Source organism: Kitasatospora sp. NPDC091276 (assembly GCF_040684355.1).
Lineage (GTDB): Bacteria > Actinomycetota > Actinomycetes > Streptomycetales > Streptomycetaceae > Kitasatospora.
In genome coordinates, this window is the sequence record NZ_JBFBFU010000012.1 from 1 (window position 1) to 21284 (window position 21284).

Sequence of the window (21284 nt, forward strand, 5' to 3'; positions counted from 1 at the left end):
GATGGTACTGCAGGGGGGACCCTGTGGGAGAGTAGGACGCCGCCGAACAATTATTCCGAAAAGACCCCCTCCCGTCCGGGAGGGGGTCTTTTTGCATTTCCCGGAGACAGGGCAGAAGGCTTTCGCGCCGGCCCGGCCGAGGGGGGCGGGCGCCGTCAATATGTCGCTAAAACCGCATGATCAGTCCACTGATCAGCGGAAAAACGCCGCTCACGCCGTAGTCTCGAAGGGAAGGGGAACAGGTGTCCGGGGGTGGCCCCGGGGCAGAGCCGGATCAAGAATGGTGCTCATGGGACGAGGCAGGCTGCGCATCTACCTTGGGGCGGCCCCCGGGGTCGGCAAGACGTACGCCATGCTCGCCGAGGCGCACCGGCGACAGCAGCGTGGCACGGACGTCGTGGTGGCGTTCGTGGAGGATCACGGCCGGCGGCTCACCGCGGAGCTCGTCGACGGGCTGGAGGTCGTGCCGCGCCGGCAGCTGGTGCACCGGGAGGCCGCGTTCACCGAGATGGACGTGGACGCCGTCCTCGCCCGCCGCCCGCAGGTGGCGCTGGTGGACGAGCTGCCGCACACCAACATCCCCGGCTGCCGCAACGCCAAGCGCTGGCAGGACGTCGAGGAGCTGCTTGCGGCCGGGATCGACGTGATCTCTACCGTCAACATCCAGCACCTGGAGTCGCTCGGCGACGCCGTCGAGGGCATCACGGGGGTGCGCCAGCGCGAGACCGTGCCGGACGCGGTGGTGCGCCGGGCCGACCAGATCGAGCTGGTCGACATGTCGCCGCAGGCGCTGCGGCGGCGGCTGGCGCACGGCAACGTGTACGCGCCGGAGAAGATAGACGCGGCCCTGGCCAACTACTTCCGCCCGGGCAACCTGACCGCGCTGCGCGAGCTGGCGCTGTTGTGGACCGCCGACCGGGTCGACGAGTACCTGCAGAAGTACCGGGCCGAGCAGGGCATCGAGGGCACCTGGCAGGCCCGGGAGCGGATCGTGGTGGGCCTGACCGGCGGCCCCGAGGGGGCGACGCTGATCCGGCGGGCGGCCCGGATCGCGGCCCGTGTCTCGGGCGGCGAGCTCCTCGCCGTCCACATCTCCCGTTCGGACGGGCTCTCGGGCACCGGCTCCCCGCAGACGCTGATCGAGCAGCGGGCCCTGGTGGAGAGCCTCGGCGGCTCCTTCCACGCCGTCCTCGGCGACGACCCGGCCGCCGGGCTGCTGGACTTCGCCCGGGGCGTGAACGCGACCCAGATCGTGCTGGGCACCAGCCGCCGGCCGGCCTGGCAGTACCTCTACGGGCCGGGCGTCGGCACCACGGTGACCCGGGAGGCCGGCGACATCGACATCCACATGGTCACCCACGAGCACGCCGGGCACGGGCGCGGGCGGGTGCCGGTGCGCCGGATCACCGACCTGGGCCGCCCCCGCACCATCGCGGGCTGGCTGATCGGGATGGCGGGTCCGCCGGTGCTGGCGCTGGTGCTGACCGCGATCGGCGGGCTGGGCCTGTCCACCGACATGCTGCTGTTCCTGTCGCTGACGGTGTGCGCGGCGCTGGTCGGCGGGCTGCTGCCGGCGATCGGGTCGGCGCTGGTCGCCTCGTCGGTGCTGAACTACTACTTCACGCCGCCGATCCACACCTTCACGATCAACGAGCCGCAGAACATCATGGCGGTGGCGATATTCACCGTGGTCGGCATCTCGGTCGCCTCCGTGGTCGACCTGGCGGCCCGGCGCACCCACCAGGCGGCCCGCAGCCAGACGGAGGCGCAGACGCTCAGCGCGCTGGCCGGCACCGTGCTGCGCGGCGCGCCGAACGGGGACGGGGTGCTGACCGCGCTGATGGAGCAGGTCCGGGAGACCTTCGGGCAGGAGAGCGCCGCGCTGCTGGAGCGTCCGGAGCCGCTCGGTGCCTGGGTGCCGGTCGCCACCGCCGGGCCGCGCCCGCCGGAGCGGCCGGAGGAGGCCGACGTGGACGTCCCGGTCGGCGACAGCCTGGCGCTGGTGCTGCGCGGCCGGGTGCTGCCGGGGGCGGACCGGCGCCTGCTCGGGGCGTTCGCCGCGCAGGCGGCCGTGGTGCTGGAGCGCCGCCGGCTGGCCCGGGAGGCCGCGGCGGCCCGCCGGGAGGCGGAGGGCAACCGGATCCGCACCGCGCTGCTGGCGGCGGTCTCGCACGACCTGCGCACCCCGCTGGCGGGGATCAAGGCGTCCGTCACCTCGTTGCGGGCGGCCGACGTCGAGTGGGCGCCGGAGGACGAGGCGGAGCTGCTGGCCGGCATCGAGGCCGGGGCCGACCGGCTCGACCACCTGATCAACAACCTGCTGGACATGAGCCGGTTGCAGACCGGTACCGTCACCCCGCTGATCCAGGAGACCGACCTGGACGAGGTGGTGCCGTTCGCCCTCGGCGGGGTGCCGCCGGAGTCGGTGCGCCTCGACGTCCCGGAGACGCTGCCGATGATCCGGGCCGACGGCGGTCTGCTGGAGCGTTCGCTGGCCAACCTGGTCGAGAACGCCGTCAAGTACAGCCCGGACGGCGTCAAGGTGCTGGTCAAGGCCGACGCGCTGCGTCAGCCGGGCGGTTCCGGGCGGGTCGAGCTGCGGATCGTGGACCGCGGCCCGGGCGTGCCCGAGGACGCCAAGGAGCGGATCTTCGCGCCGTTCCAGCGCTACGGGGACGCGCCGCGCGGCGCCGGGGTGGGGCTCGGGCTCGCGGTGGCGCGCGGCTTCGTCGAGGCGATGGACGGTACCGTCACGGCCGAGGACACCCCCGGTGGCGGCCTCACCATGGTCGTCAGCCTGCCCGCCGCCGAGCGGCCGCCGGAACCGGGGGAGGCGGCCGGCGACGGGCACGATCCGCTGTCGAGGCTGATCACGTGACGGCCGGTGGCCTGCCGCTCCGGCCTGTCGTTCCCCGCTTCCGCACGTCGTATGTTCAGCAAGTCCCACAGTCCGTAAGTCCGACAGCCCTGAAAGGCGGAGCCCGTAAATGACCCGGGTCCTCGTCGTGGACGACGAACCGCAGATCGTCCGCGCGCTGGTGATCAACCTCAAGGCCCGCAAGTACGAGGTCGACGCGGCCCATGACGGCGCGAGCGCCCTGGAACTGGCCGCCGCCCGCCATCCCGACGTCGTCGTCCTCGACCTGGGCCTGCCCGACATGGACGGCGTCGAGGTGATCCGCGGCCTGCGCGGCTGGACCAGGGTGCCGATCATCGTGCTGTCGGCCCGGCACGCCTCCGACGAGAAGGTCGAGGCCCTGGACGCCGGTGCCGACGACTACGTCACCAAGCCGTTCGGCATGGACGAGCTGCTCGCCCGGATGCGCGCCGCCGTACGCCGCGCCGAGCCGGTCGCGGGCGAGGACGACTCGCTGGTCGTCACCGAGAGCTTCACCGTCGACCTCGCCGCCAAGAAGGTCAACCGGGACGGCACCGACGTCCGCCTCACCCCGACCGAGTGGCACCTGCTGGAAGTGCTGGTCCGCAACGCCGGCCGACTGGTCAGCCAGACCCAGCTGCTCCAGGAGGTGTGGGGCCCCGCCTACCGCACCGAGACCAACTACCTGCGGGTCTACCTCGCCCAACTGCGCCGCAAGCTGGAGCGCGACCCCTCGCACCCGCGCCACTTCATCACCGAACCGGGCATGGGCTACCGCTTCGAGAGCTGACCCCCGGGGCGCCCCCGGTGGCCGTACGGCCTGCCGCCGGGGGTGCGGAAACCGGTACCCTTCCGGCATGAGTGGTGACAACAGCAGCGACCAGCCGCAGGGGCGATTCCGCCGCATGCTCAGCCGGCTGACCTCCTCGGCCGAGGAGCTGCAGGCCGAGGAGCTGCGCCAGGAGAGCGCGGCGGAGTCGGGCTGCACGCCGATCGCCGGCTGCGCGGACCGCGAGCTGGTCACCGTCGCGGGCACGCTGCGCACGGTGACGCTCCGCCCGCGGGCCGGGGTGCCGGCCCTGGAGGCCGAACTCTTCGACGGCACCGAGGCGCTGGACGTGGTCTGGCTCGGCCGCCGCTCGATCGCGGGCATAGAGCCGGGCCGCCGGCTCGTCGCCAGCGGCCGGATCAGCCACGCACGCGGGCGCCGCGTGCTGTTCAACCCCCGCTATGAGCTGCGTCCGGTCGGACACGGGAGCGAATGAGCGTGAGCAACCAGCCCGGCGGCGAGTCCGCCGCCCAGCTTGACCTGGCCGCGAACCACCACGCGCCGCCCGGCCCGCACGGACCCGGGGCCGCGGCCGACGCGGCCGTCCGCGAGGCCGTCGTCGCCAAGGAGGCCGCCGACAGCGCGGCCGAGGAGGCAGCCCGCAAGGCCGCCGCCTCCAAGGAAGCGGCCGACACCATTCTGCAGGCCTTCGGCGGCGTGCGCGGCATGATCGACATGACGCTGCCCGGCCTGGTCTTCATCGTCACCTTCAACATCACCCACCAGGTCAGCTCCGCCGCCTGGGCCGCGCTGGGCCTGTGCGCGGTGTTCGTGGTGACCAGGCTGGCCCGGCGGGAGACCGTCCAGCACGCCTTCAGCGGGGTGTTCGGCGTCGCCCTCGGCGCCTGGATCTCGATGAAGAGCGGCCGCGCCGAGGACTTCTACCTGCCCGGCCTGCTGTGGAACGTCGGCTACTGCATCGCCCTGGCGGTCTCCGCCCTGGTGCGCTGGCCGATGATCGGCGTGATGCTCGGCCCGGTCACCGGCGAGATGTTCACCTGGCGCAAGGAGAACCCGGGACGGTTCGCCGCCTACACCAAGGCGACCTGGGCCTGGGTGGTGATCATGGGCCTCAAGCCGGTGATCCTCTTCCCGCTGTACTTCACCCACAACGTCAACCTGCTCGGCTGGCTCAAGGTCGCCCTCGGCATCCCGCCGATGCTGCTGGCGATGTACGTCACCTGGCAGATCCTGCTCAAGGCGCCGCCACCGATCAAGGCGCAGTTCGACGACGACGAGGAGCCGGCCCGCTAGCCGGAGCCCCGGCAGGCCGGTCCGAACGCGACGGGCGAGGGCCCGCACCCACCAGGGGTGCGGGCCCTCGCCCGTGTCCGGTCCGCGCCTTCGGCCCTACTGGGCGCCGGAGGACGCCGACAGCAGGTCCTCCAGCTCCTCCTCGCGCTCCTGCGCGGCCACGAAGAGCAGCTCGTCGCCGCCCTCCAGGGTGTCGTCCTTGCCCGGCACCAGCACCCGGCCCTCGCGGATGATCGTCACCAGCGCGGTGTCCTGCGGCCAGGCCACGTCGCCCACCCGGGTGCCGACCAGCTCGGTGTCGGCGGCCAGGGTCAGCTCGACCAGGTTGGCGTTGCCCTGGCTGAAGCGCATCAGCCGGACCAGGTCGCCGACGCTGACCGCCTCCTCGACCAGGGCGGACATCAGACGCGGGGTGGACACGGCCACGTCCACGCCCCAGGACTCGTTGAAGAGCCACTCGTTCTTCGGGTTGTTCACCCGGGCGACCACCCGCGGCACCGCGTACTCGGTCTTGGCGAGCAGCGAGACGACCAGGTTCACCTTGTCGTCGCCGGTCGCGGCGATCACCACGTGGCAGCGCTGCAGGGCCGCCTCGTCCAGCGAGGTGATCTCGCAGGCGTCGGCCAGCAGCCACTCCGCCATGGGCACCCGCTCCACCGAGATGGAGTTGGGGTTCTTGTCTATCAGCAGGACCTCGTGCCCGTTCTCCAGCAGCTCGCCCGCGATCGAGCGACCCACGGCACCGGCCCCGGCAATGGCGACCCGCATCAGTGACCCTCCTCCTTCGGCCCCTGCGCGAACGCGGCCTCGACCGCCGTCAGGTCGCCCCGGCGCAGCATCACGTGCACCAGGTCGCCCTCCTGCACCACCATCTGGGGCGAGGGCAGCACGCCCTCGCCGAGCCGGGTGACGAACGCCACCCGGGCGCCGGAGGACTCCTCCAGCACGCTGATGCGGTGGCCGACCCAGCCCGGGGCGTAGGCGACCTCGGCCAGCTGGACGCCGCCGCTCGGGTCCTGCCACAGCGGCTCGGCGCCGCTCGGCAGCAGCCGGCGCAGCATCTGGTCGGCGGTCCACCGGACCGTCGCCACGGTCGGGATGCCCAGGCGCTGGTAGACCTCGGCGCGGCGGGGGTCGTAGATCCGGGCCGCGACGTTCTCCACGCCGAAGTTCTCCCGGGCCACCCGCGCGGCGATGATGTTGGAGTTGTCGCCGCTGGAGACCGCGGCGAACGCGCCGGCCTCCTCGATGCCCGCCTCGCGCAGGGTGTCCTGGTCGAAGCCGACGCCGGTCACCCGGCGCCCGTTGAACCCGGCGCCCAGCCGACGGAACGCGGTCGGGTCCTGGTCGACCACGGCCACCGAGTGGCCCTGTTTCTCCAGGGCTCTGGCGAGGGCCGAGCCCACGCGGCCGCAGCCCATGATGACGATGTGCACCGGCGCTACCTCACCCGTCCCGTAGGGTTCTTGACCTGCGCAAACACCGTTCATCTCCCTTTCCCGCCCGGCTTCCCTGGGCGAGCGTTCTCGTGGGGCGCCGACTCACAACGTGAGTGTTGCCCGCCGACTCGTATCCGACACGCTAGCCGGTCCATAGAACGCAGTCGCGACGAAGGGGGGGACAAACGGCGGAGCCCGGCCCGGGAAGCCCCTACGATTCCTTAACGTGCCTATGCCGACTGACCTACCGAAACGCATCCTGATCGGGCGCGCCCTGCGCAGCGACAAATTGGGCGAAACACTTCTGCCCAAGCGGATCGCGCTGCCCGTCTTCGCCTCGGACGCGCTCTCCTCGGTCGCGTACGCCCCCGAGGAAATCCTGCTGACGCTCTCCGTGGCGGGTGCCTCGGCGATCCACTTCTCCTGGCAGATCGGCGTCGTCGTCGCGATCGTGATGCTCGCGGTGGTCGCCTCCTACCGGCAGAACGTGCACGCCTACCCGAGCGGCGGCGGCGACTACGAGGTCGCGACCGTCAACCACGGGCCCAAGTCGGGGCTCGTCGTCGCCAGCGCCCTGATGGTCGACTACGTGCTCACCGTGGCCGTCTCGACGACCTCGGGCGTCGCCAACGTCGTCTCCGCCGTCCCCGCGCTGCGCGGCCACGAACTGACCCTGTCGGTCATCGTCGTGGTGGTGCTGATGGGCATGAACCTGCGCGGCGTCCGCGAATCCGGCACCGCTTTCGCCGTCCCGACGTACGCCTTCATGATCGGCGTCATCGGCATGGTCGGCTACGGCTTCGTCCGGCACTTCCTGCTCGGCCAGGACATGCCCGCCGAGAGCTCCGGATTCCACCTCGCCGCCACCCCCGGCAACGAATCGCTGGCCGGGTTCGCCATGGTGTTCCTGCTGCTCAAGTCGTTCTCCTCCGGCTGCGCCGCGCTCACCGGCGTGGAGGCCATCTCCAACGGCGTGCCGGCCTTCCGCAAGCCCAAGAGCAAGAACGCCGCCACCACCCTGCTGATGATGGCCAGCATCGCCGTGGTGATGTTCATGGGCATCATCTGGCTGGCCCGCCTCACCGGCGTTCAGATGGCCGAGAACCCGGCCGAGCAGCTCGTCGGCTCCTCGCCCGGCTACCACCAGAAGACCGCGCTCGCCCAGATCAGCGAAGCCGTCTTCAACAACTTCACGCCCGGCTTCTACTTCGTCGCCGCCGTCACCGGCCTGATCCTGGTGCTCGCCGCGAACACCGCCTTCAACGGCTTCCCGGTGCTCGGCTCGATCCTCGCCCAGGACCGCTACCTGCCGCGCCAGCTGCACACCCGCGGCGACCGGCTGGCCTTCTCCAACGGCATCATCCTGCTGGCGATCGCCGCGATCCTGTTCGTCATCGCCTTCGACGCGGACCCCAACCGGCTGATCCAGCTCTACATCGTCGGCGTCTTCGTCTCCTTCAACATGAGCCAGTCCGGCATGATCCGGCACTGGACCCGGCTGCTGCGCACCGAGACCGACCCGGCCAAGCGCCGCCACATGCAGCGCAGCCGGGCGATCAACACCTTCGGCCTGGTGATGACCATGGCCGTGCTGATCGTCGTCCTGGTCACCAAGATCAGCCACGCCTGGATCGCGATCGCCGCGATGGTCGTGCTCTTCGTGATGATGAAGGGCATCCGCCGCCACTACGACCGGGTCTCCGAGGAGCTCACCGCCGCCGAGGAGCCGGACGACGTGGTGCTGCCCACCCGGGTGCACGCCATCGTGCTGGTCTCCAAGCTGCACAAGCCCGCGCTGCGCGCCCTCGCCTACGCCAGGCTCGCCCGCGCCCACACCCTGGAGGCCGTGACCGTCAACGTCGACCCGGCCGACACGGCGGCGCTGCGCCGGGAATGGGACGAGCGCGGCATCGAGGTGCCGCTCAAGGTGCTGGACTCGCCGTTCCGCGAGATCACCGGGCCCGTCCTCGACTACGTGAAGAACCTGCGCCGCAGCAGCCCGCGCGAGGTGGTGTCGGTCTACATCCCCGAGTACGTGGTCGGCCACTGGTACGAGCACCTGCTGCACAACCAGAGCGCGCTGCGGCTCAAGGGGCGGCTGCTGTTCAAGCCCGGGGTGATGGTCACCTCGGTGCCGTGGCAGCTGGAGTCCTCCGAGCGGCGCAAGCCGCAGAAGGCCTGGTCGGCGCCGGGTGCCGTCCGGCGTGGCGAGCCTCGGGCGCCGAAGGCCGTAAAGTCGAAGGTCCCCGTTATGCCAGACGCCACCGCTGACAGCAGCAAGGACTCCGCCCAGTGACCCGCAACACCCCGTCCCGCTCCTCCGGATCCTCGGGCAAGGGCGCCCGCAAGGGCGCCGCCAAGCCCGGCAAGGTCGCCCGGCCGCGCTGGGGCAAGCCCGTGCGCCCGGCCGCCACCGACCGCGACGGCTTCACCGCGCAGACCGCGCCGCTCGCGCCGGGCGAGCCTGCTCCCGCGCGTCCGGCGGAAGCCGACACGGGGAAGCCGAAGGCCGCCCGTACGCAGAAGACCGACGGTGCGCAGAAGGCCGAGCGCACGCAGAAGGCCGAGCGCTCCAAGGACGGTGCGCCGAAGGGCGACCGTGCGCAGGGATCCCGCGCGCAGGCGTCCCGCACGCCGGGGGAGCGGCCGCGCAAGCAGGCGGTGCGGCCGCCGAAGGCGCTGCGCACCGCGCCGCGGGCCGCGCGGCCCGAGACGCCGTCCGGCGATCCGCTGGCCGGCCAGCGCTACGAGGTCGAGGTCGGCCCGGTCGCGCACGGCGGCGGGCACTGCGTGGCCCGGCACGAGGGCCGGGTGCTGTTCGTCCGGCACGCGCTGCCCGGCGAGAAGGTGGTCGCACTGGTCACCGAGGGCACCTCCACCTCCCGGTTCCTGCGGGCCGACGCGGTCGAGATCCTGGAGCCCGCCAAGGAGCGGATCGCGCCGCCGTGCCCGTTCTCCGGGCCCGGCAAGTGCGGCGGCTGCGACTGGCAGCACGTCACTCCGGGCGGGCAGCGCAAGCTCAAGGGGCAGGTGCTGACCGAGCAGCTGGCCAAGCTGGCCGGTCTCACCCCGGCCGAGGCGGGTTGGGACGGCAGCGTCGAGCCGGTCGGCGGCAAGCTGCCGGCCGGGCAGGTGCCGACCTGGCGCACCCGCGTGCAGTACGCCGTGGACCAGGAGACCGGGAAGGTCGGTCTGCGCAAGCACCGCTCGCACGAGGTGCAGCCGGTGGACCGCTGCTTGATCGCCGCCGAGGGCGTCACCGAACTCGGCATCGAGGCCCGCGACTGGCCGGGCATCGCCTCGGTCGAGGTGATCGCCGCGAGCGGATCCTCGGACCGCCAGGTGGTGCTCACCCCGCGCCCCGGCGCCCAGCTGCCGCTGGTCGAGCTGGACAAGCCGGTGTCGATCGCCCGGGTGGACGACCAGGGCGACATCCACCGCGTGCACGGCCGCAGCTTCGTGCGCGAGCGGGCGACCGGGCGGACCTGGCGGGTCAGCAACGGCGGCTTCTGGCAGATCCACCCCGAGGCGCCGGACACCCTGGTGGACGCCGTCCTGGACGGCCTGGACCCGCAGTGGGGTGAGAACGCGCTCGACCTGTACTGCGGCGTCGGCCTGTTCGCGGGCGCGCTGGCCGACCGGGTCGGCGAGGAGGGCGCGGTGCTCGGCATCGAGTCCTCCAAGCAGGCCGTGGCCGACGCCCGGCACAACCTGGCCGCGCTGGACAACGTGCGGATCGAGTGCGACCGCGTCGAGACGCTGCTGCCGCGCACCGGCATCACCGCCACCGACCTGATCGTCCTGGACCCGCCGCGCTCGGGCGCCGGGCGCGAGACCGTCGCGCACCTGGTCGGCCTGGAGGCGCGCCGGATCGCGTACGTCGCCTGCGACCCGGCGGCGCTCGCCCGGGACCTGGCGTTCTTCCGGGAGGGCGGCTACCGGCCGGTCTCGCTGCGGGCCTTCGACCTGTTCCCGATGACGCACCACTTCGAGTGCGTGGCGGTCCTGGAGCCGATCGGGAAGTGACCCGGCGGCCCTCTGGGGTGCCGGCCGGCTTCGACGGGCGCTGATCGCGTTCGAGGCGGTCCGGGGACTCCGGGGACTCCGAGGGCTCCGGGTAGTTCGGCGGAGGAGACGGCAGAGGAGGCGGCACCCGTTCACGCGGGTGCCGCCTCCTCGCCGTTCCGGTGCGGGACGGTCAGGGCCGGTTGTGCTCCTCTTCGTCGGCGCTGTGCGGAAGGTCGATCCCGTGCTGGGCGGCGAGCCGGAGCAGTCCGGCGATCCGGCCCTCGTACGCCTGGACGCCGTCGGCGTCCCCTTCGGCCCGGGCCGCTGCGAGGTCCCGGCGGGCCTGGGTGAGCTGCTCGCGCAGCTCCTGGTCGAACATGGCTGTCATTGCCGGCCTCCAGACCGGTCGGTGCCGCTCCGCGGAACGCTCAGGAGAGTTCAGAGTCCCGGAAGGTGAAGAACTCTTCAAGTCTCGCTCGCCCCGGCGGGGCGGCGTCGGGCGGGGTGGCCGCGGAGGGGCCACGGAGGATCCTCGGAGGATCCTCGGAGGATCTTCGGAGGGGCTTCGGAGGGGCTTCGGAGGGGCTTCGGAGGGGCTTCGCGGGGGCCGGCGTCGGGCGGGGTGGCGGGTGCCGGGCCGGACGGTCGCCGGGGTGCGGGTCAGGGAGCGGTCAGGGGGACGCAATGCGCCGGTAAAGGCCGCTGCCGGCGCCGCCGTTCGGCTCCCGGAGGGGGCTTGACGAGGTGATTCGCGCGGGGCGAAGGTGAGCGGCCGACATGTCATGTGTGCTGTTGCACAGCCACCGCCGGGGCCGCACCCTCCCGCCCGGAGCGGTCGGCCGGGAGGGTGCGGCCCTTGCGTGAGGGGGAGGGTCATGGAGCTGGAACTGCGGCACCTTCGCGTGCTGTGCGCCATCGCCGACACCGGGAGCGTCGGCAGGGCCGCCGTCCTGCTCGGCGCCTCGCAGCCCGCGACCAGTACGCAACTGCGCCGGATCGAACGCCACCTGGGCGCGCCGCTGTTCGAGCGCACGGCCGTGGGCGTCGCGCCGACCTGCTTCGGCGTCGAGGTGGTGGCCGCCGCGCGCGACCTCCTCACCCGCGCCGACTGCCTCGGCCGCCGCCCGGCGGCCCCCGGCGAGCCGGTCCGCCAGGAGCTGCGCCTGGCCGCGACCATCTCGCCGATCCTGCCCGGACTGGTCACCAGGGCCCGGCACCAGCGGCCCGACCAGCGCTTCACGGTGACCTCCGTCTACCGCTCGTCGGACATCGTCGACCTGCTGGAGCAGGGTGACGCGGAGGCCGCCGTGGCCGTCGACTACCCGGGCCGGGAACTGCGCCACTCGCCGGCCGTCGCGCACCGCGGCATCGTCACCGAGCCCGCCTTCGTCGCACTCCCGGCGGGCCACCGGCTCCGGCACCGCACCGAGATCGCCCTGGTGGACCTGGCCGAGGAGGACTGGTTCCTCACCCCCGACGACGGGGCCGGCTGGCACGGCGTGTTCTACGGGGCCTGCGCCGCGGCGGGCTTCACCCCGGCGACCGTCCACGAGTTCCTCGGCGGGCGGCTGGAGTTGCAGGAGATGATCTCCGCCGGGCTCGGGATCTCCGTCGTCCAGGCGACCACCAGGCCGCTGGCCGAAGTGGTGGTCAAGCCGCTCGCCGGGACGCCGATCTGGGTCCGCCACCTGCTGGCCTGGCAGGCCGCCGGGGTGAGCGGCGAGGTGGTGGAGACGCTGTTCGGCGCGGCGGCCGCGGCCTACCGGGACCTGATCGCCAGTTCGCCGACCTTCCAGGCGTGGGCGGCGCGGACGTACCGGCCGGTCCGGCCGTAGGGAGGCCGGGTCCGGAGGTGGGGGGCCGGGTCCGGCCGCGGGGCCGGGGCGGGCGGCCGGTCCCGGTGGGGCGGTGTTATGCCCGCCGCAGTCGATGTCATATGACCTGTGACATTGTTCTGATGGGTCGCCCGATGGCAGGATCACGTCGACTTCCCCCAAGCCTCGGCAGTCGTCCAGTCACCTCCCCCACAGGAGAAGGACCCCGTAGTGCGCCTTCGCATACCCCTCCCCACGCTCATGGCCGGCGTCGTCGCCGGCTGTGCCACCGCCGCCACCCTGCTGCCCGTCCCCGCGCTCGCCGCGTCCGGGCCGGCCGCCCAGCCGCCGGCCGGCGCCCGGTCGTCCGCCGCCGCCCCGGCGACGGCCGACGCCGCGTCGGCCGTCCCGAAGCCGCTGGGGGCCTTCCTCGCGGCCGATCCCTCCGAGGCCGCCGCCCCCGCCGCCAAGCCGCTGCCGCCGGCGCTGCTGGGCCAGGTCGTGATGGGCCAGCCGGCCGGCACCGCCGTGCAGACCGCGCCCCGCCCGGCCCAGCCGCACGCGCCCGCGGCCAAGCCGGGCAACTCCGCGGCCAAGCCGGGCAGTTCGGCCCGTGCCGCCGCTGGTACGGCCGGTGCCGCCGCGCCGAGCTGCACCCCCGCCGACTTCGGCGGGCGCAGCGGCGCCGACCTGGTCTCCTTCCTCGAAGGCTCGACCACGGACTGCGTGACCACGCTGTTCAACGTCACCGGCACCGACGCGGGCAGGATCTTCAAGGAATCCCAGATGCTCACCGTCGCCAACGCCTACCAGGGCCTGGCGGCGAACTACACCGGGGACAACTCCACCGGCATCCTGCAGCTCGTGCTCTTCCTGCGGGCCGGGTACTACGTCCAGTCCAACAACGCGGACGCGGTCGGCCCCTACGACGCGGCGCTCACCACTGCCTCCAAGGCCGGGCTCGACGCCTTCTTCGCCGGCCGGCACTGGACCGACGTCACCGACAACAACGGCACCGTGCTCAACGAGGTGCTGGTCCTGACCGACAGCGCCAACGTGCAGGGCAGCTACCTGGGCGTCTACAAGCAGGTGCTGACCAGCTACAACAACTCGTACAACGCCTTCCCGAAGATGCTCAAGGCGGTCAACGCCGTGCTGTCCGCGCCGCTGTGGCGGGGCAACTGGAACAGCGACTTCGTCAGCGCGGTCGGCGCCGACCCGAGCATCGGCACCGTCCTGGGCGACTTCGCGCTCAACCACAAGGACCTGCTCGGCACCGCCAACGCCTACCTCGACGTCAACGCGGGCAACGACCTCGGCCGGATGGCCGGCGACGGCCCCGTCGTCGAGGCCGCGGTCAAGGGGAAGGTCAAGGCGGTGCTCGACGGCGCCCAGATCACCGGCGTCACCGGCCCGTTGTACGTCCACACCGCCTACCAGGCCAACGCCTTCGACCCCGGCCAGTGCTCGTACTACGGCACCTGCGACCTGTCGGCGAAGCTGACCGCGGCGGTGCTGCCGAACCAGCTGGTCTGCGACAACCGCACCATCCAGACCGAGTCGCTGTCGCCCGCCGACCTGGCGGCCGTCTGCACCAGCCTGCGCGGCGAGGACACCTTCTTCCACAACCTGGTGAAGGACAACGGCCCGGTCAACCCGTACGACAAGAACATGACCCTCGCGGTCTTCGCCAACCAGGCCGACTACCTGAACTACTCCTGGGCGATCTTCGGGAACTCCACCGACAACGGCGGCCAGACCGTCATGGACCCGACCGACCCGAACAACCGTGCCGTGTGCGTGATGTACCAGAAGTCGTGGAACGACGGCTTCACCGCCAACGTGTGGAACCTCAACCACGAGTACACGCACTACCTCGACGGCATCTACGACATGAAGGGCAACTTCTCCACCGAGATCTCCGTGCCCGACATCTGGTGGATCGAGGGCGTCGCCGAGTACGAGTCCTACGCCTACCGCGGGACCACCGACACCCAGGCGATGGCCGAGGCCGCCAAGCACACCTACAAGCTCAGCACCGTCTTCCAGAACACGTACGGAAACTCGGACTCGGTGCGCACCTACCCGTGGGGCTATCTCGCCGTCCGGTACATGTTCGAGAAGCACCCGGCCGACGTCTACGCCATGCTCGGCCACTTCCGCACCGGTGACTACCAGGGCGGCTACGCGGTCTACAACGGCATCGGCACCGGCTACGACGCCGACTTCGACGCCTGGCTCGACGGCTGCGCCGGCGGCGCCTGCTACGCGGACGGCCCGACCGCGCTGTTCGCCCAGGCCGTCAACGGCGCCACCGTCACGCTGACCGACAAGTCCGTCCAGACCGGCCCCGGCCAGATCACCGCCTGGCACTGGACCTTCGGCGACGGGACCTCCTCCGACCAGCGGAACCCGAGCCACGGCTACGCCGCCGCGGGCACGTACACCGTCGCCCTGACCGTCACCGACGCCACCGGCAGGACCGCCAGCACCCCGGCCTCGGTCACCGTCACCACCGGCACCGGCGGCGGCACCACCCTGCCGACCTGCACCGACCCGCGCACCGACGCGCTCGGCCAGAACTGCTCCCGGTCCAACCTCACCGCCACCGCCGGCAACCTCGACTACCTGTACGTCTACCTGCCGGCCGGCGTCAGCACCCTGAAGATCAGCACCTCCGGCGGCACCGGCACCGCGTACCTGTACTACAACGCGGACACCTGGGCCTCGCCGAACGCCTTCACCGCCTCCTCCACCAACGCCGGCAGCACGCAGAGCATCACCGTCACCAACCCGACGGCCGGCTACCGCTACATCAGCCTCTACGCCAACACCGACTTCAGCGGGGTGACGGTCAGCACCCAGTTCTGATCCGGTCCCACGTTCGCTCCTGGGCGGCCAGGCCTGCGGCACCCTGCCGCGGGCCTGGCCGCCCGGCGTCCGTGGGGGCGTCCGCCCGGTGTGCGCGCGCCCGGCGTGCGCGCGCCCGGCGTGCGTGCGCCCTTGTTGTGCTAGCACTTCAGCGCTAGCTTGAGATTCATGGGTAAGAAACAGCTGAACGTCCGGGTGGACGCCACGACCGCGGAGATGGCCCGGGAACGGGCGGAGCAGCAGGGGATCAGCATGAACCAGTACATCGAGCGCCTGGTCCAGCAGGACATGGGTGAGGCGGGGCGGGCCTTCGTCGACGCCGCCGCCCAGTTCATGAAGGAGTACGAGACGGCCTTCCTGGCCGAGTTCGCGGAGCCGGGCGACCTGAAGGACGTGCGCCGTTGAAGCTGGAGGTCGACCTCTCGTGGCTGCTCATGACCGCCGAGCAGTACACGCCCGGTGACCCGCAGGTCACCGACTACGGGTCGTTGCTCGCGGCCGTCTCCCGGCACCAGGCCGAGATCTTCGACATCGACGTCTACCCCGAACCGCAGGACCGCGCAGCCGCCCTGATGCACCAGCTGATCCGGGTGCCGGCCCTGGAGAAGACCAACGAGCTCTACGCCACCGCCGTCGCCTACGCCTACCTCGTCGCCAGCGGCTGCACCGTCGCCACCACCGCCCGCGAGGTGCGCAGCCTCGCCCGGGCCATCCGGGAGGGGCGGCTCGGCGTGTCCGGGGTCGCCGAACGGCTGGCGGGGTGGGTCGTCGACGAGGCCGAGGGGGAGGGCGTCAGCGGGGCGGAGGACGAGGACGACGACTGACCGGGTGGGCCCCTGCCCGGTCGCGTCGTCCTCGTCGTCCGTTCCGCAGAGCTCTGGTCGGTGCGCCCGGCGGGTCAGTCGCCGGGCCGGTCCGGGGCCGGCTCGGCGATCAGGGCCGTCGCGAACGGGCGGAAGCCCGCCCGGCGGTAGATCCGGGCGACCTCCTCGTCGGCGGCGGACAGGAACACCGTCCGCGCGCCGTTCGCCCGCGCGTGCGCGACCAGGGCCGCGGTGACCGCCAGGCCCAGCCCGCGCCGCCGCGCGGCCGGCAGCGTCCCGACCCCGGCCACCTCGGTGACCGCGCCCACCGGATTGTGCTGGCCCGCGCACAGCGCGGAACCGTCCTCCAGCGCGGCGGCCAGCACGGTGGCGCCGTCGGTGATCCGCCGTGCGATCCGCTCCACCGCGCCCTCCGCCACCAACCGCCCTGCGGCCTCGGCCAGTTCGGCCGCACCCACGGCGCCCACGCCGGTGCCGGGCTCGGCGAACGCCAGGTGCGGAACGGCGACCGCCGACGCCAGCTCCGGCGCGTCCGCGCCCAGCACCTCCACCCGCACCTCCTCCGGCAGCTCGGGCGCCGGGGCCGGCTCGTCCTGCGGGCCCAGCACCAGCAGCGGGTGCTCGTGCACCGCGAGCCCGGCCGCCTCCACCGCGGCCCGCAGCTCCGGACTCCGCTCGGCCACCCACTCGAAGGCCTCCGGCTCGCCCAGCTCCCGCTGGCGGGCCAGCACCCGCAGGACGTCCTCGGCGGTGGTGGCGGGGCCGTCGTGGTCGAGCGTGGGGCGGGCGTAGTAGGGCCAGCCCGCGCTCTCGCGGACGAACAGGGTCAGCGGGCCGAAGTCCTCGGCCCGTGCGGCGTTGCGCGGCACCGAGTCGTAGTAGCGCTCGATCGCGTCGAGGAGGGAAGGGTCGGGAGCATGATCAACAGAAGTCACGGCGTGCATCCAAGCAGGGGCGTCGGCGGCCCGCCACCGCTTTGTTCCCGGGCTTCGCGCCGGGGGTGCCGGGGGCGGTGACGGGCGGCGCGGCGCGGGCGCGGGCGCCTGATTGTTGCTGAACGCTTACCGGCTCGCAGTGATCTTGTGCGTATACCGCGTGGCATGCTGATGCCTTGACAGCTCTGCCGAAGGGGGACGGCGGACGTCCGCACTCGGCTCGGCAAGGGGGGAAGACAGGCCCATGAGGCTCTGCTTTCTGGTGGAGGAGCACTACCGGCACGACGGCATGCCGCTCGACGTGGCACGCCGGCTCACCGCGTGGGGGCACCGGGTGGACGTGCTGCGCCCCGGGGACTCGCTGATGGCGATCTCCGAGGCGATCCGGGCCGGCAGCCACGACGCCTGGGTGCTCAAGACCGTCTCCGGCGGGCCCGGACTCACCCTGCTGGACGCTGCCGCCGCCGTCGGCCTCACCACCGTCAACGACGTCCGCTCCATCCGCGGCGTCCGCGACAAGGCGCTCGCCTCCGTCATCGCCAGCACCCGCGGCCTGCCCGTCCCCGTCACCTACGCCACCGCCCGCTGGGAACGGCTCGCCGAGATCCCGGCCGCCGAGTACCCGCTCGTCGTCAAGCCCGCCGACGGCAGCTCCGGACGCGCCGTCCGGCTCGTGCCCAGCCCCGACCACCTCCTCGACCTCGGCGCCGAACTCGCCGACGAGGGGCTGTTGATCGCCCAGCCCTACGTGCCCAACTCCGGCACCGACCTCAAGGTGTACTGCGTCGACGGCGAGCTCTTCGCGACGGAACGTTCCTCCCCGCTCCACCCCGGGCAGGGCGTGCGCGAACGGCAGGTCCCGTTGCCCGGGGAGGTCGCGCGGATCGCGGCGCAGGTCGGTGAGGTGTTCGGGCTCGACCTGTACGGCGTCGACGTGCTGTTCGGGCCGGACGGGCCGGTGGTCGTCGACATCAACGACTTCCCGAGCTTCCGCCAGGTGCCGGACGCGGTCGCCAGGGTCGCCCGGGCGGTGCTGCGGCTCGCGCGCAGCGGGACGGCCGTGTCGGCGCCCGCGCCCGCACTGGTGCCGGCGGGTGGTGGCGCGGGGTACGGGCAACTGGGCTTCGGTCGTGGAGAGTTCGACGGATCCGGCCTTGACGGGGGCGGCTTGGGTGGGGCCGGCTTTGGCGGAGCCGGCTTGGGTGGGGCGATATGAGGATCGGCCTGATCACCGCCGACCCCGGACACCCGGTGCTCGCGGCGACCGCCGCCCTGCTGGCGGACCGGCACGAGGTGACGATCGTCGACCCTGCCGGCCCGGCGGGGCCGGCGCTCGCCGACGTCTATCTGCTCAAGGCCCACACCCGTCGATCCCTTTCACTCGCACGAGAGTTGGAGCGGGGCGGGGCGCCTGTCATCAACTCGGCCGCGGCCACCGAACTCTGTCAGGACCGGGTGCGGATGGCCGAACTCGCGCGCGCGGCCGACCTGCCCTTCGCGGCCACCCGCGACGCCGGGCGGATCGCCGAACTCGCCGTTCCCGACTACCCGTTCGTCGTCAAGAGCCGGCACAGTCGGCGCCACGACCTGGTCGCCCGGGTCGACGGCCCGGCCCGGTTGCGCGAACTCGTCGCGCGCTGGCCCGACGAGCCCGTCGTCACCCAGCCGTTCGTCCCGGGGACCGGCTGGGACCAGAAGCTGTGGGTGATCGACCGGCAGGTGTTCGCCGCCCGGCGGCGGTCCGAACTCGCCGGCGGCCAGGGGGAATCGGGGCAGGGGCAGAACTGGGAGCCGCCTGCCGAGCGGGCTGCGCTGGCTCTGCGCGTCGGCGAGGTGTTCGGGCTCGACGTCTACGGCGTCGACCTGCTCGACGGGCCCGCCGAACCCGTCATCGTCGACGTCAACGCCTTCCCCGGCATCCGTGGCCGGCTGGGCGCGCCCGAGGCGCTCGCCGCCCTCGCCCTGCGCGTCGCGGCGGAGCGCGGGCGCGGGCACGTCGCGCAGGGGCGGGGCCGGTAGGCCGGGCAGCGGGGCCGTCGGACCGGGGCGGATTCGGCGGGCCGTCGGGGGCGAGCGGGGTCGTTAGGCTGGTCACTCAGGGCCACCGGGCACCCGGGCCGAACGGCGAGAGAAGACGGAACGTTGCTGCAGGACATCGAGCGCTACCTGGCCTGCCCCCACTGCGCGCAGGCCCTCACCCGGCACGAGCGCGCCCTGCGCTGCCCCGCCGACCACAGCTTCGACCTCGCCAAGCAGGGCTACGTCAGCCTCCTCGCCGGCGACGCCCACACCGGCACCGGCGACACCGCCGAGATGGTCGCCGCCCGTGCCGGCTTCCTCGCCGCCGGCCACTACCGGCCCATCGCCGACGCCCTCGCCGAGGCCGCCGCGGACGCCGACCCCGAAGGCCTCGTCGCCGACCTCGGCGCCGGCACCGGCCACTACCTGGCCCATGTCCTCGACGCCCTGCCCGGCCGCGCCGGGGCCGCCCTCGACATCTCCAAGTTCGCGCTGCGCCGCGCCGCCAAGGCCCACCCCCGGATCGGCGCCGTGGTCTGCGACGCCTGGCGGCCGCTGCCGCTGCGCGACGCCTCCGCCGGGCTGATGCTCAACGTCTTCGCCCCGCGCAACGGGCCCGAGATCCGCCGCGTGCTGCGCCCCGGCGCCACCCTGCTGCTGGTCTCGCCCACCGCCCGCCACCTGCGTGAACTCGTCGGCGCACTAGGCCTGTTGTCGGTCGACGAGGAGAAGCAGCGGCGGATCGACGAGAAGCTCGGACCCTACCTGACCTCCGCCGGCCGGCGGCAGGTCGAGTTCACCCTGCGGCTCGGCCCGGACGACGTGCGCACCGTCGTCGGCATGGGCCCCAGTGCCTGGCACACCGACCCGGACCGCCTGGCCGCCGCGCTCGCGGACCTGCCGGACCCGGTCGAGGTGACCGCCTCCGTGACGGTGGCCGCCTACCGGCGCTGAACGTCGGGCGCGCGCGGGGTGCGGCCGCCACGTTGGGATGAATCTGCTGAGCAGGCACGTTTCTGCCGACCGGCCTGCGGCTAACGTCCGATGGGTGAACCGCGACGCCACCCGGCCCGCCGCGCCGGCCCACCCCCGACCGAGCGCCCCGGGGCCCGATCGGCCATCCGTAACACGTCCCACCGTCGAGGAGCTCCGGCTCACCTCGTTCAAGTCCTACCGGCGCGCGGTCCTGCCGCTCGCGCCCCTCACCGTCCTGCACGGGCCCGCCGGCGTCGGCAAGTCCAACGCCCTCGACGCACTGGCCGTGCTCTCCCGGCTGGCCCTCGGGGAGGAGATCGCCGACTCCTTCGACGGGCTGCCCGACCGCACCGGCCCCCTGGCCAAACCCGTCCGCGGCGGCCTGACCGGGTGCGTCCCGCACGGGCGCGACGCCGTCATCCTCGGCTGCACCGTCCGCTCCCCGCACGGCCGCATCCGGCTCGACGTCGTCGTCCGCACCGACGGCCCGGTGCGGATCGCCCGCGAATCGCTCACCCTGGACGGCCGCACCCTCGTCGACACCGGCGAACAGGACGTCCGCAAGCGGCGCGTCAACGTCTGCTGGCACAACGACACCCGCCAGGGAGACATCCGGGCGCCCTTCCCCAGCGGCACCATGATCACCGCGCAACTGCCGCTCCGGGTGGCCGGCTCCTCCCGGGGCGAACGGCAGGTCCTCGCCGCCACCGAGGACCTGCTCACCGCCCTGCGCGAGGTCTTCCCCGTCCACCCCGTCCCCGCCCTCATGCGCGGCTGGGCCCGACCCGACCCGCAGGCCCGGCTGCGCAGCAACGCCGCCAACATCTCCGCCGTCCTCGCCCGGCTCGGCAACGAGTGCCCGCGCCGCTACGGACAGCTCCTGCGTGCCGTCCAGTCCGCCGCCCCGCACCCGCTGCTCGGACTCTCCCTCGCCCACCGCGGCAGCGGGCCCGACCAGCGCGTCCTCGCGGTCTTCGACGAAGGCGTCCTCGGACGAACCGGGGCCGACCAGGCCTCCGACGGCATGCTGCGCCACCTCGCGTTCGCCGCGGTGCTGCTCACCGGGGCCGGGGTGCTCGACCTCGACGTGGCCGCCGAGGTGCCGTGGGCGCACCGGCAGCTCACCGTGCTCGCCGAGGACCTCGGCGCCGGGCTCGCCACCGAACAGACCGCCTCACTGCTACGGCTGGCCCGGGACATGTCCGGGCGCAACCAGCTGCGCGTCCTCGCCGCGCTTCAGGAGCCCGCCGCGGCGCGGGAGGCGCTCGGCGTGGCCGAACCGCGGTCGGGCGCGGCCGTGCTGGTCGAGTGCCGGCGCGACCCGGACTCGGGGCACACCGTGCTGCGGCCCGAGACGACCCGGGTGCCGGCCCAGTGCGGGCGCGGGGACGGCGCCGACCCGGGGGCGGACGACGTGGACGGGTGAGGTAGACCTGGA

At 73.1% G+C, this 21284-nt stretch carries 18 protein-coding genes; 14 read left to right on the forward strand and 4 right to left on the reverse strand.

Features of this window, described 5'->3' with window-relative positions:
- The first annotated feature begins 289 nt into the window (after positions 1 to 289).
- The 4 genes from AB0O19_RS16690 (at position 290) to AB0O19_RS16705 (ending at position 4961) form a co-directional block, all read left to right on the forward strand.
- Complete coding sequence (locus AB0O19_RS16690) at positions 290 to 2878, forward strand: sensor histidine kinase KdpD (protein ID WP_363620186.1); 2589 nt, start codon at positions 290 to 292, stop codon at positions 2876 to 2878.
- Between the two features lie 109 nt (positions 2879 to 2987).
- Positions 2988 to 3668: a response regulator gene (locus AB0O19_RS16695; protein ID WP_033351413.1), complete on the forward strand. Its 681-nt coding sequence runs from the start codon at positions 2988 to 2990 to the stop codon at positions 3666 to 3668.
- A gap of 67 nt (positions 3669 to 3735) precedes the next feature.
- Complete coding sequence (locus tag AB0O19_RS16700) at positions 3736 to 4143, forward strand: OB-fold nucleic acid binding domain-containing protein (protein ID WP_063347599.1); 408 nt, start codon at positions 3736 to 3738, stop codon at positions 4141 to 4143.
- A 2-nt stretch (positions 4144 to 4145) separates the two neighbouring features.
- Entirely contained in the window at positions 4146 to 4961 is an 816-nt protein-coding gene (locus tag AB0O19_RS16705; protein ID WP_363588361.1) for a DUF3159 domain-containing protein, read from the forward strand.
- A gap of 96 nt (positions 4962 to 5057) precedes the next feature.
- On the opposite strand, the gene AB0O19_RS16710 is transcribed toward AB0O19_RS16705, so the two are convergent.
- Entirely contained in the window at positions 5058 to 5729 is a 672-nt protein-coding gene (locus AB0O19_RS16710; RefSeq protein WP_063347598.1) for a TrkA family potassium uptake protein, read from the reverse strand.
- Positions 5729 to 6397: a TrkA family potassium uptake protein gene (locus AB0O19_RS16715; protein ID WP_363369779.1), complete on the reverse strand. Its 669-nt coding sequence runs from the start codon at positions 6395 to 6397 to the stop codon at positions 5729 to 5731. Before AB0O19_RS16715 ends, AB0O19_RS16710 begins: the two co-directional genes overlap by 1 nt.
- Positions 6398 to 6626: 229 nt before the next feature.
- On the opposite strand from AB0O19_RS16715, the gene AB0O19_RS16720 reads away from it, so the two are divergent.
- Both AB0O19_RS16720 and AB0O19_RS16725 read left to right on the forward strand, forming a co-directional pair.
- Positions 6627 to 8696 (forward strand): APC family permease, encoded by a 2070-nt coding sequence (locus AB0O19_RS16720; protein WP_363620188.1) that lies wholly within the window; start codon positions 6627 to 6629, stop codon positions 8694 to 8696.
- A 383-nt stretch (positions 8697 to 9079) separates the two neighbouring features.
- Complete coding sequence (locus AB0O19_RS16725; RefSeq protein WP_363588367.1) at positions 9080 to 10426, forward strand: class I SAM-dependent RNA methyltransferase; 1347 nt, start codon at positions 9080 to 9082, stop codon at positions 10424 to 10426.
- A gap of 172 nt (positions 10427 to 10598) precedes the next feature.
- Here AB0O19_RS16725 and AB0O19_RS16730 read toward each other — a convergent pair whose 3' ends face one another.
- Entirely contained in the window at positions 10599 to 10796 is a 198-nt protein-coding gene (locus tag AB0O19_RS16730; RefSeq protein WP_363588357.1) for a hypothetical protein, read from the reverse strand.
- Positions 10797 to 11283: 487 nt separating this feature from the next.
- Here AB0O19_RS16730 and AB0O19_RS16735 point away from each other — a divergent pair, with 487 nt between their 5' ends.
- From AB0O19_RS16735 to AB0O19_RS16750, 4 genes are all read left to right on the forward strand, one after another.
- Complete coding sequence (locus tag AB0O19_RS16735) at positions 11284 to 12243, forward strand: LysR family transcriptional regulator (RefSeq protein WP_363620190.1); 960 nt, start codon at positions 11284 to 11286, stop codon at positions 12241 to 12243.
- A gap of 210 nt (positions 12244 to 12453) precedes the next feature.
- A complete protein-coding gene (locus tag AB0O19_RS16740) occupies positions 12454 to 15093 on the forward strand; it encodes a collagenase (protein WP_363620192.1) in 2640 nt (879 codons plus the stop codon).
- Positions 15094 to 15261: 168 nt separating this feature from the next.
- Positions 15262 to 15498 (forward strand): toxin-antitoxin system HicB family antitoxin, encoded by a 237-nt coding sequence (locus tag AB0O19_RS16745; RefSeq protein WP_063347592.1) that lies wholly within the window; start codon positions 15262 to 15264, stop codon positions 15496 to 15498.
- On the forward strand, positions 15495 to 15917 hold the full coding sequence (locus AB0O19_RS16750) for a fic family toxin-antitoxin system, toxin component (RefSeq protein WP_363620193.1): 423 nt from the start codon (positions 15495 to 15497) through the stop codon (positions 15915 to 15917). The genes AB0O19_RS16745 and AB0O19_RS16750 overlap by 4 nt, the downstream gene beginning before the upstream one ends.
- Before the next feature lie 74 nt (positions 15918 to 15991).
- On the opposite strand, the gene AB0O19_RS16755 is transcribed toward AB0O19_RS16750, so the two are convergent.
- Positions 15992 to 16852, reverse strand: coding sequence for a GNAT family N-acetyltransferase (locus tag AB0O19_RS16755; RefSeq protein WP_363620195.1), 861 nt, complete (start codon positions 16850 to 16852; stop codon positions 15992 to 15994).
- A 244-nt stretch (positions 16853 to 17096) separates the two neighbouring features.
- Here AB0O19_RS16755 and AB0O19_RS16760 point away from each other — a divergent pair, with 244 nt between their 5' ends.
- The 4 genes from AB0O19_RS16760 (at position 17097) to AB0O19_RS16775 (ending at position 21272) form a co-directional block, all read left to right on the forward strand.
- Entirely contained in the window at positions 17097 to 18068 is a 972-nt protein-coding gene (locus AB0O19_RS16760) for an ATP-grasp domain-containing protein (protein WP_363620197.1), read from the forward strand.
- Positions 18065 to 18871, forward strand: a complete 807-nt coding sequence (locus AB0O19_RS16765) for an alpha-L-glutamate ligase (protein WP_363620199.1) — start codon at positions 18065 to 18067, stop codon at positions 18869 to 18871. The genes AB0O19_RS16760 and AB0O19_RS16765 overlap by 4 nt, the downstream gene beginning before the upstream one ends.
- 123 nt (positions 18872 to 18994) lie before the next feature.
- Positions 18995 to 19825, forward strand: a complete 831-nt coding sequence (locus AB0O19_RS16770) for a putative RNA methyltransferase (RefSeq protein WP_363620200.1) — start codon at positions 18995 to 18997, stop codon at positions 19823 to 19825.
- Between the two features lie 94 nt (positions 19826 to 19919).
- Positions 19920 to 21272: an ATP-binding protein gene (locus tag AB0O19_RS16775; RefSeq protein WP_363620202.1), complete on the forward strand. Its 1353-nt coding sequence runs from the start codon at positions 19920 to 19922 to the stop codon at positions 21270 to 21272.
- Positions 21273 to 21284 lie beyond the last annotated feature (12 nt).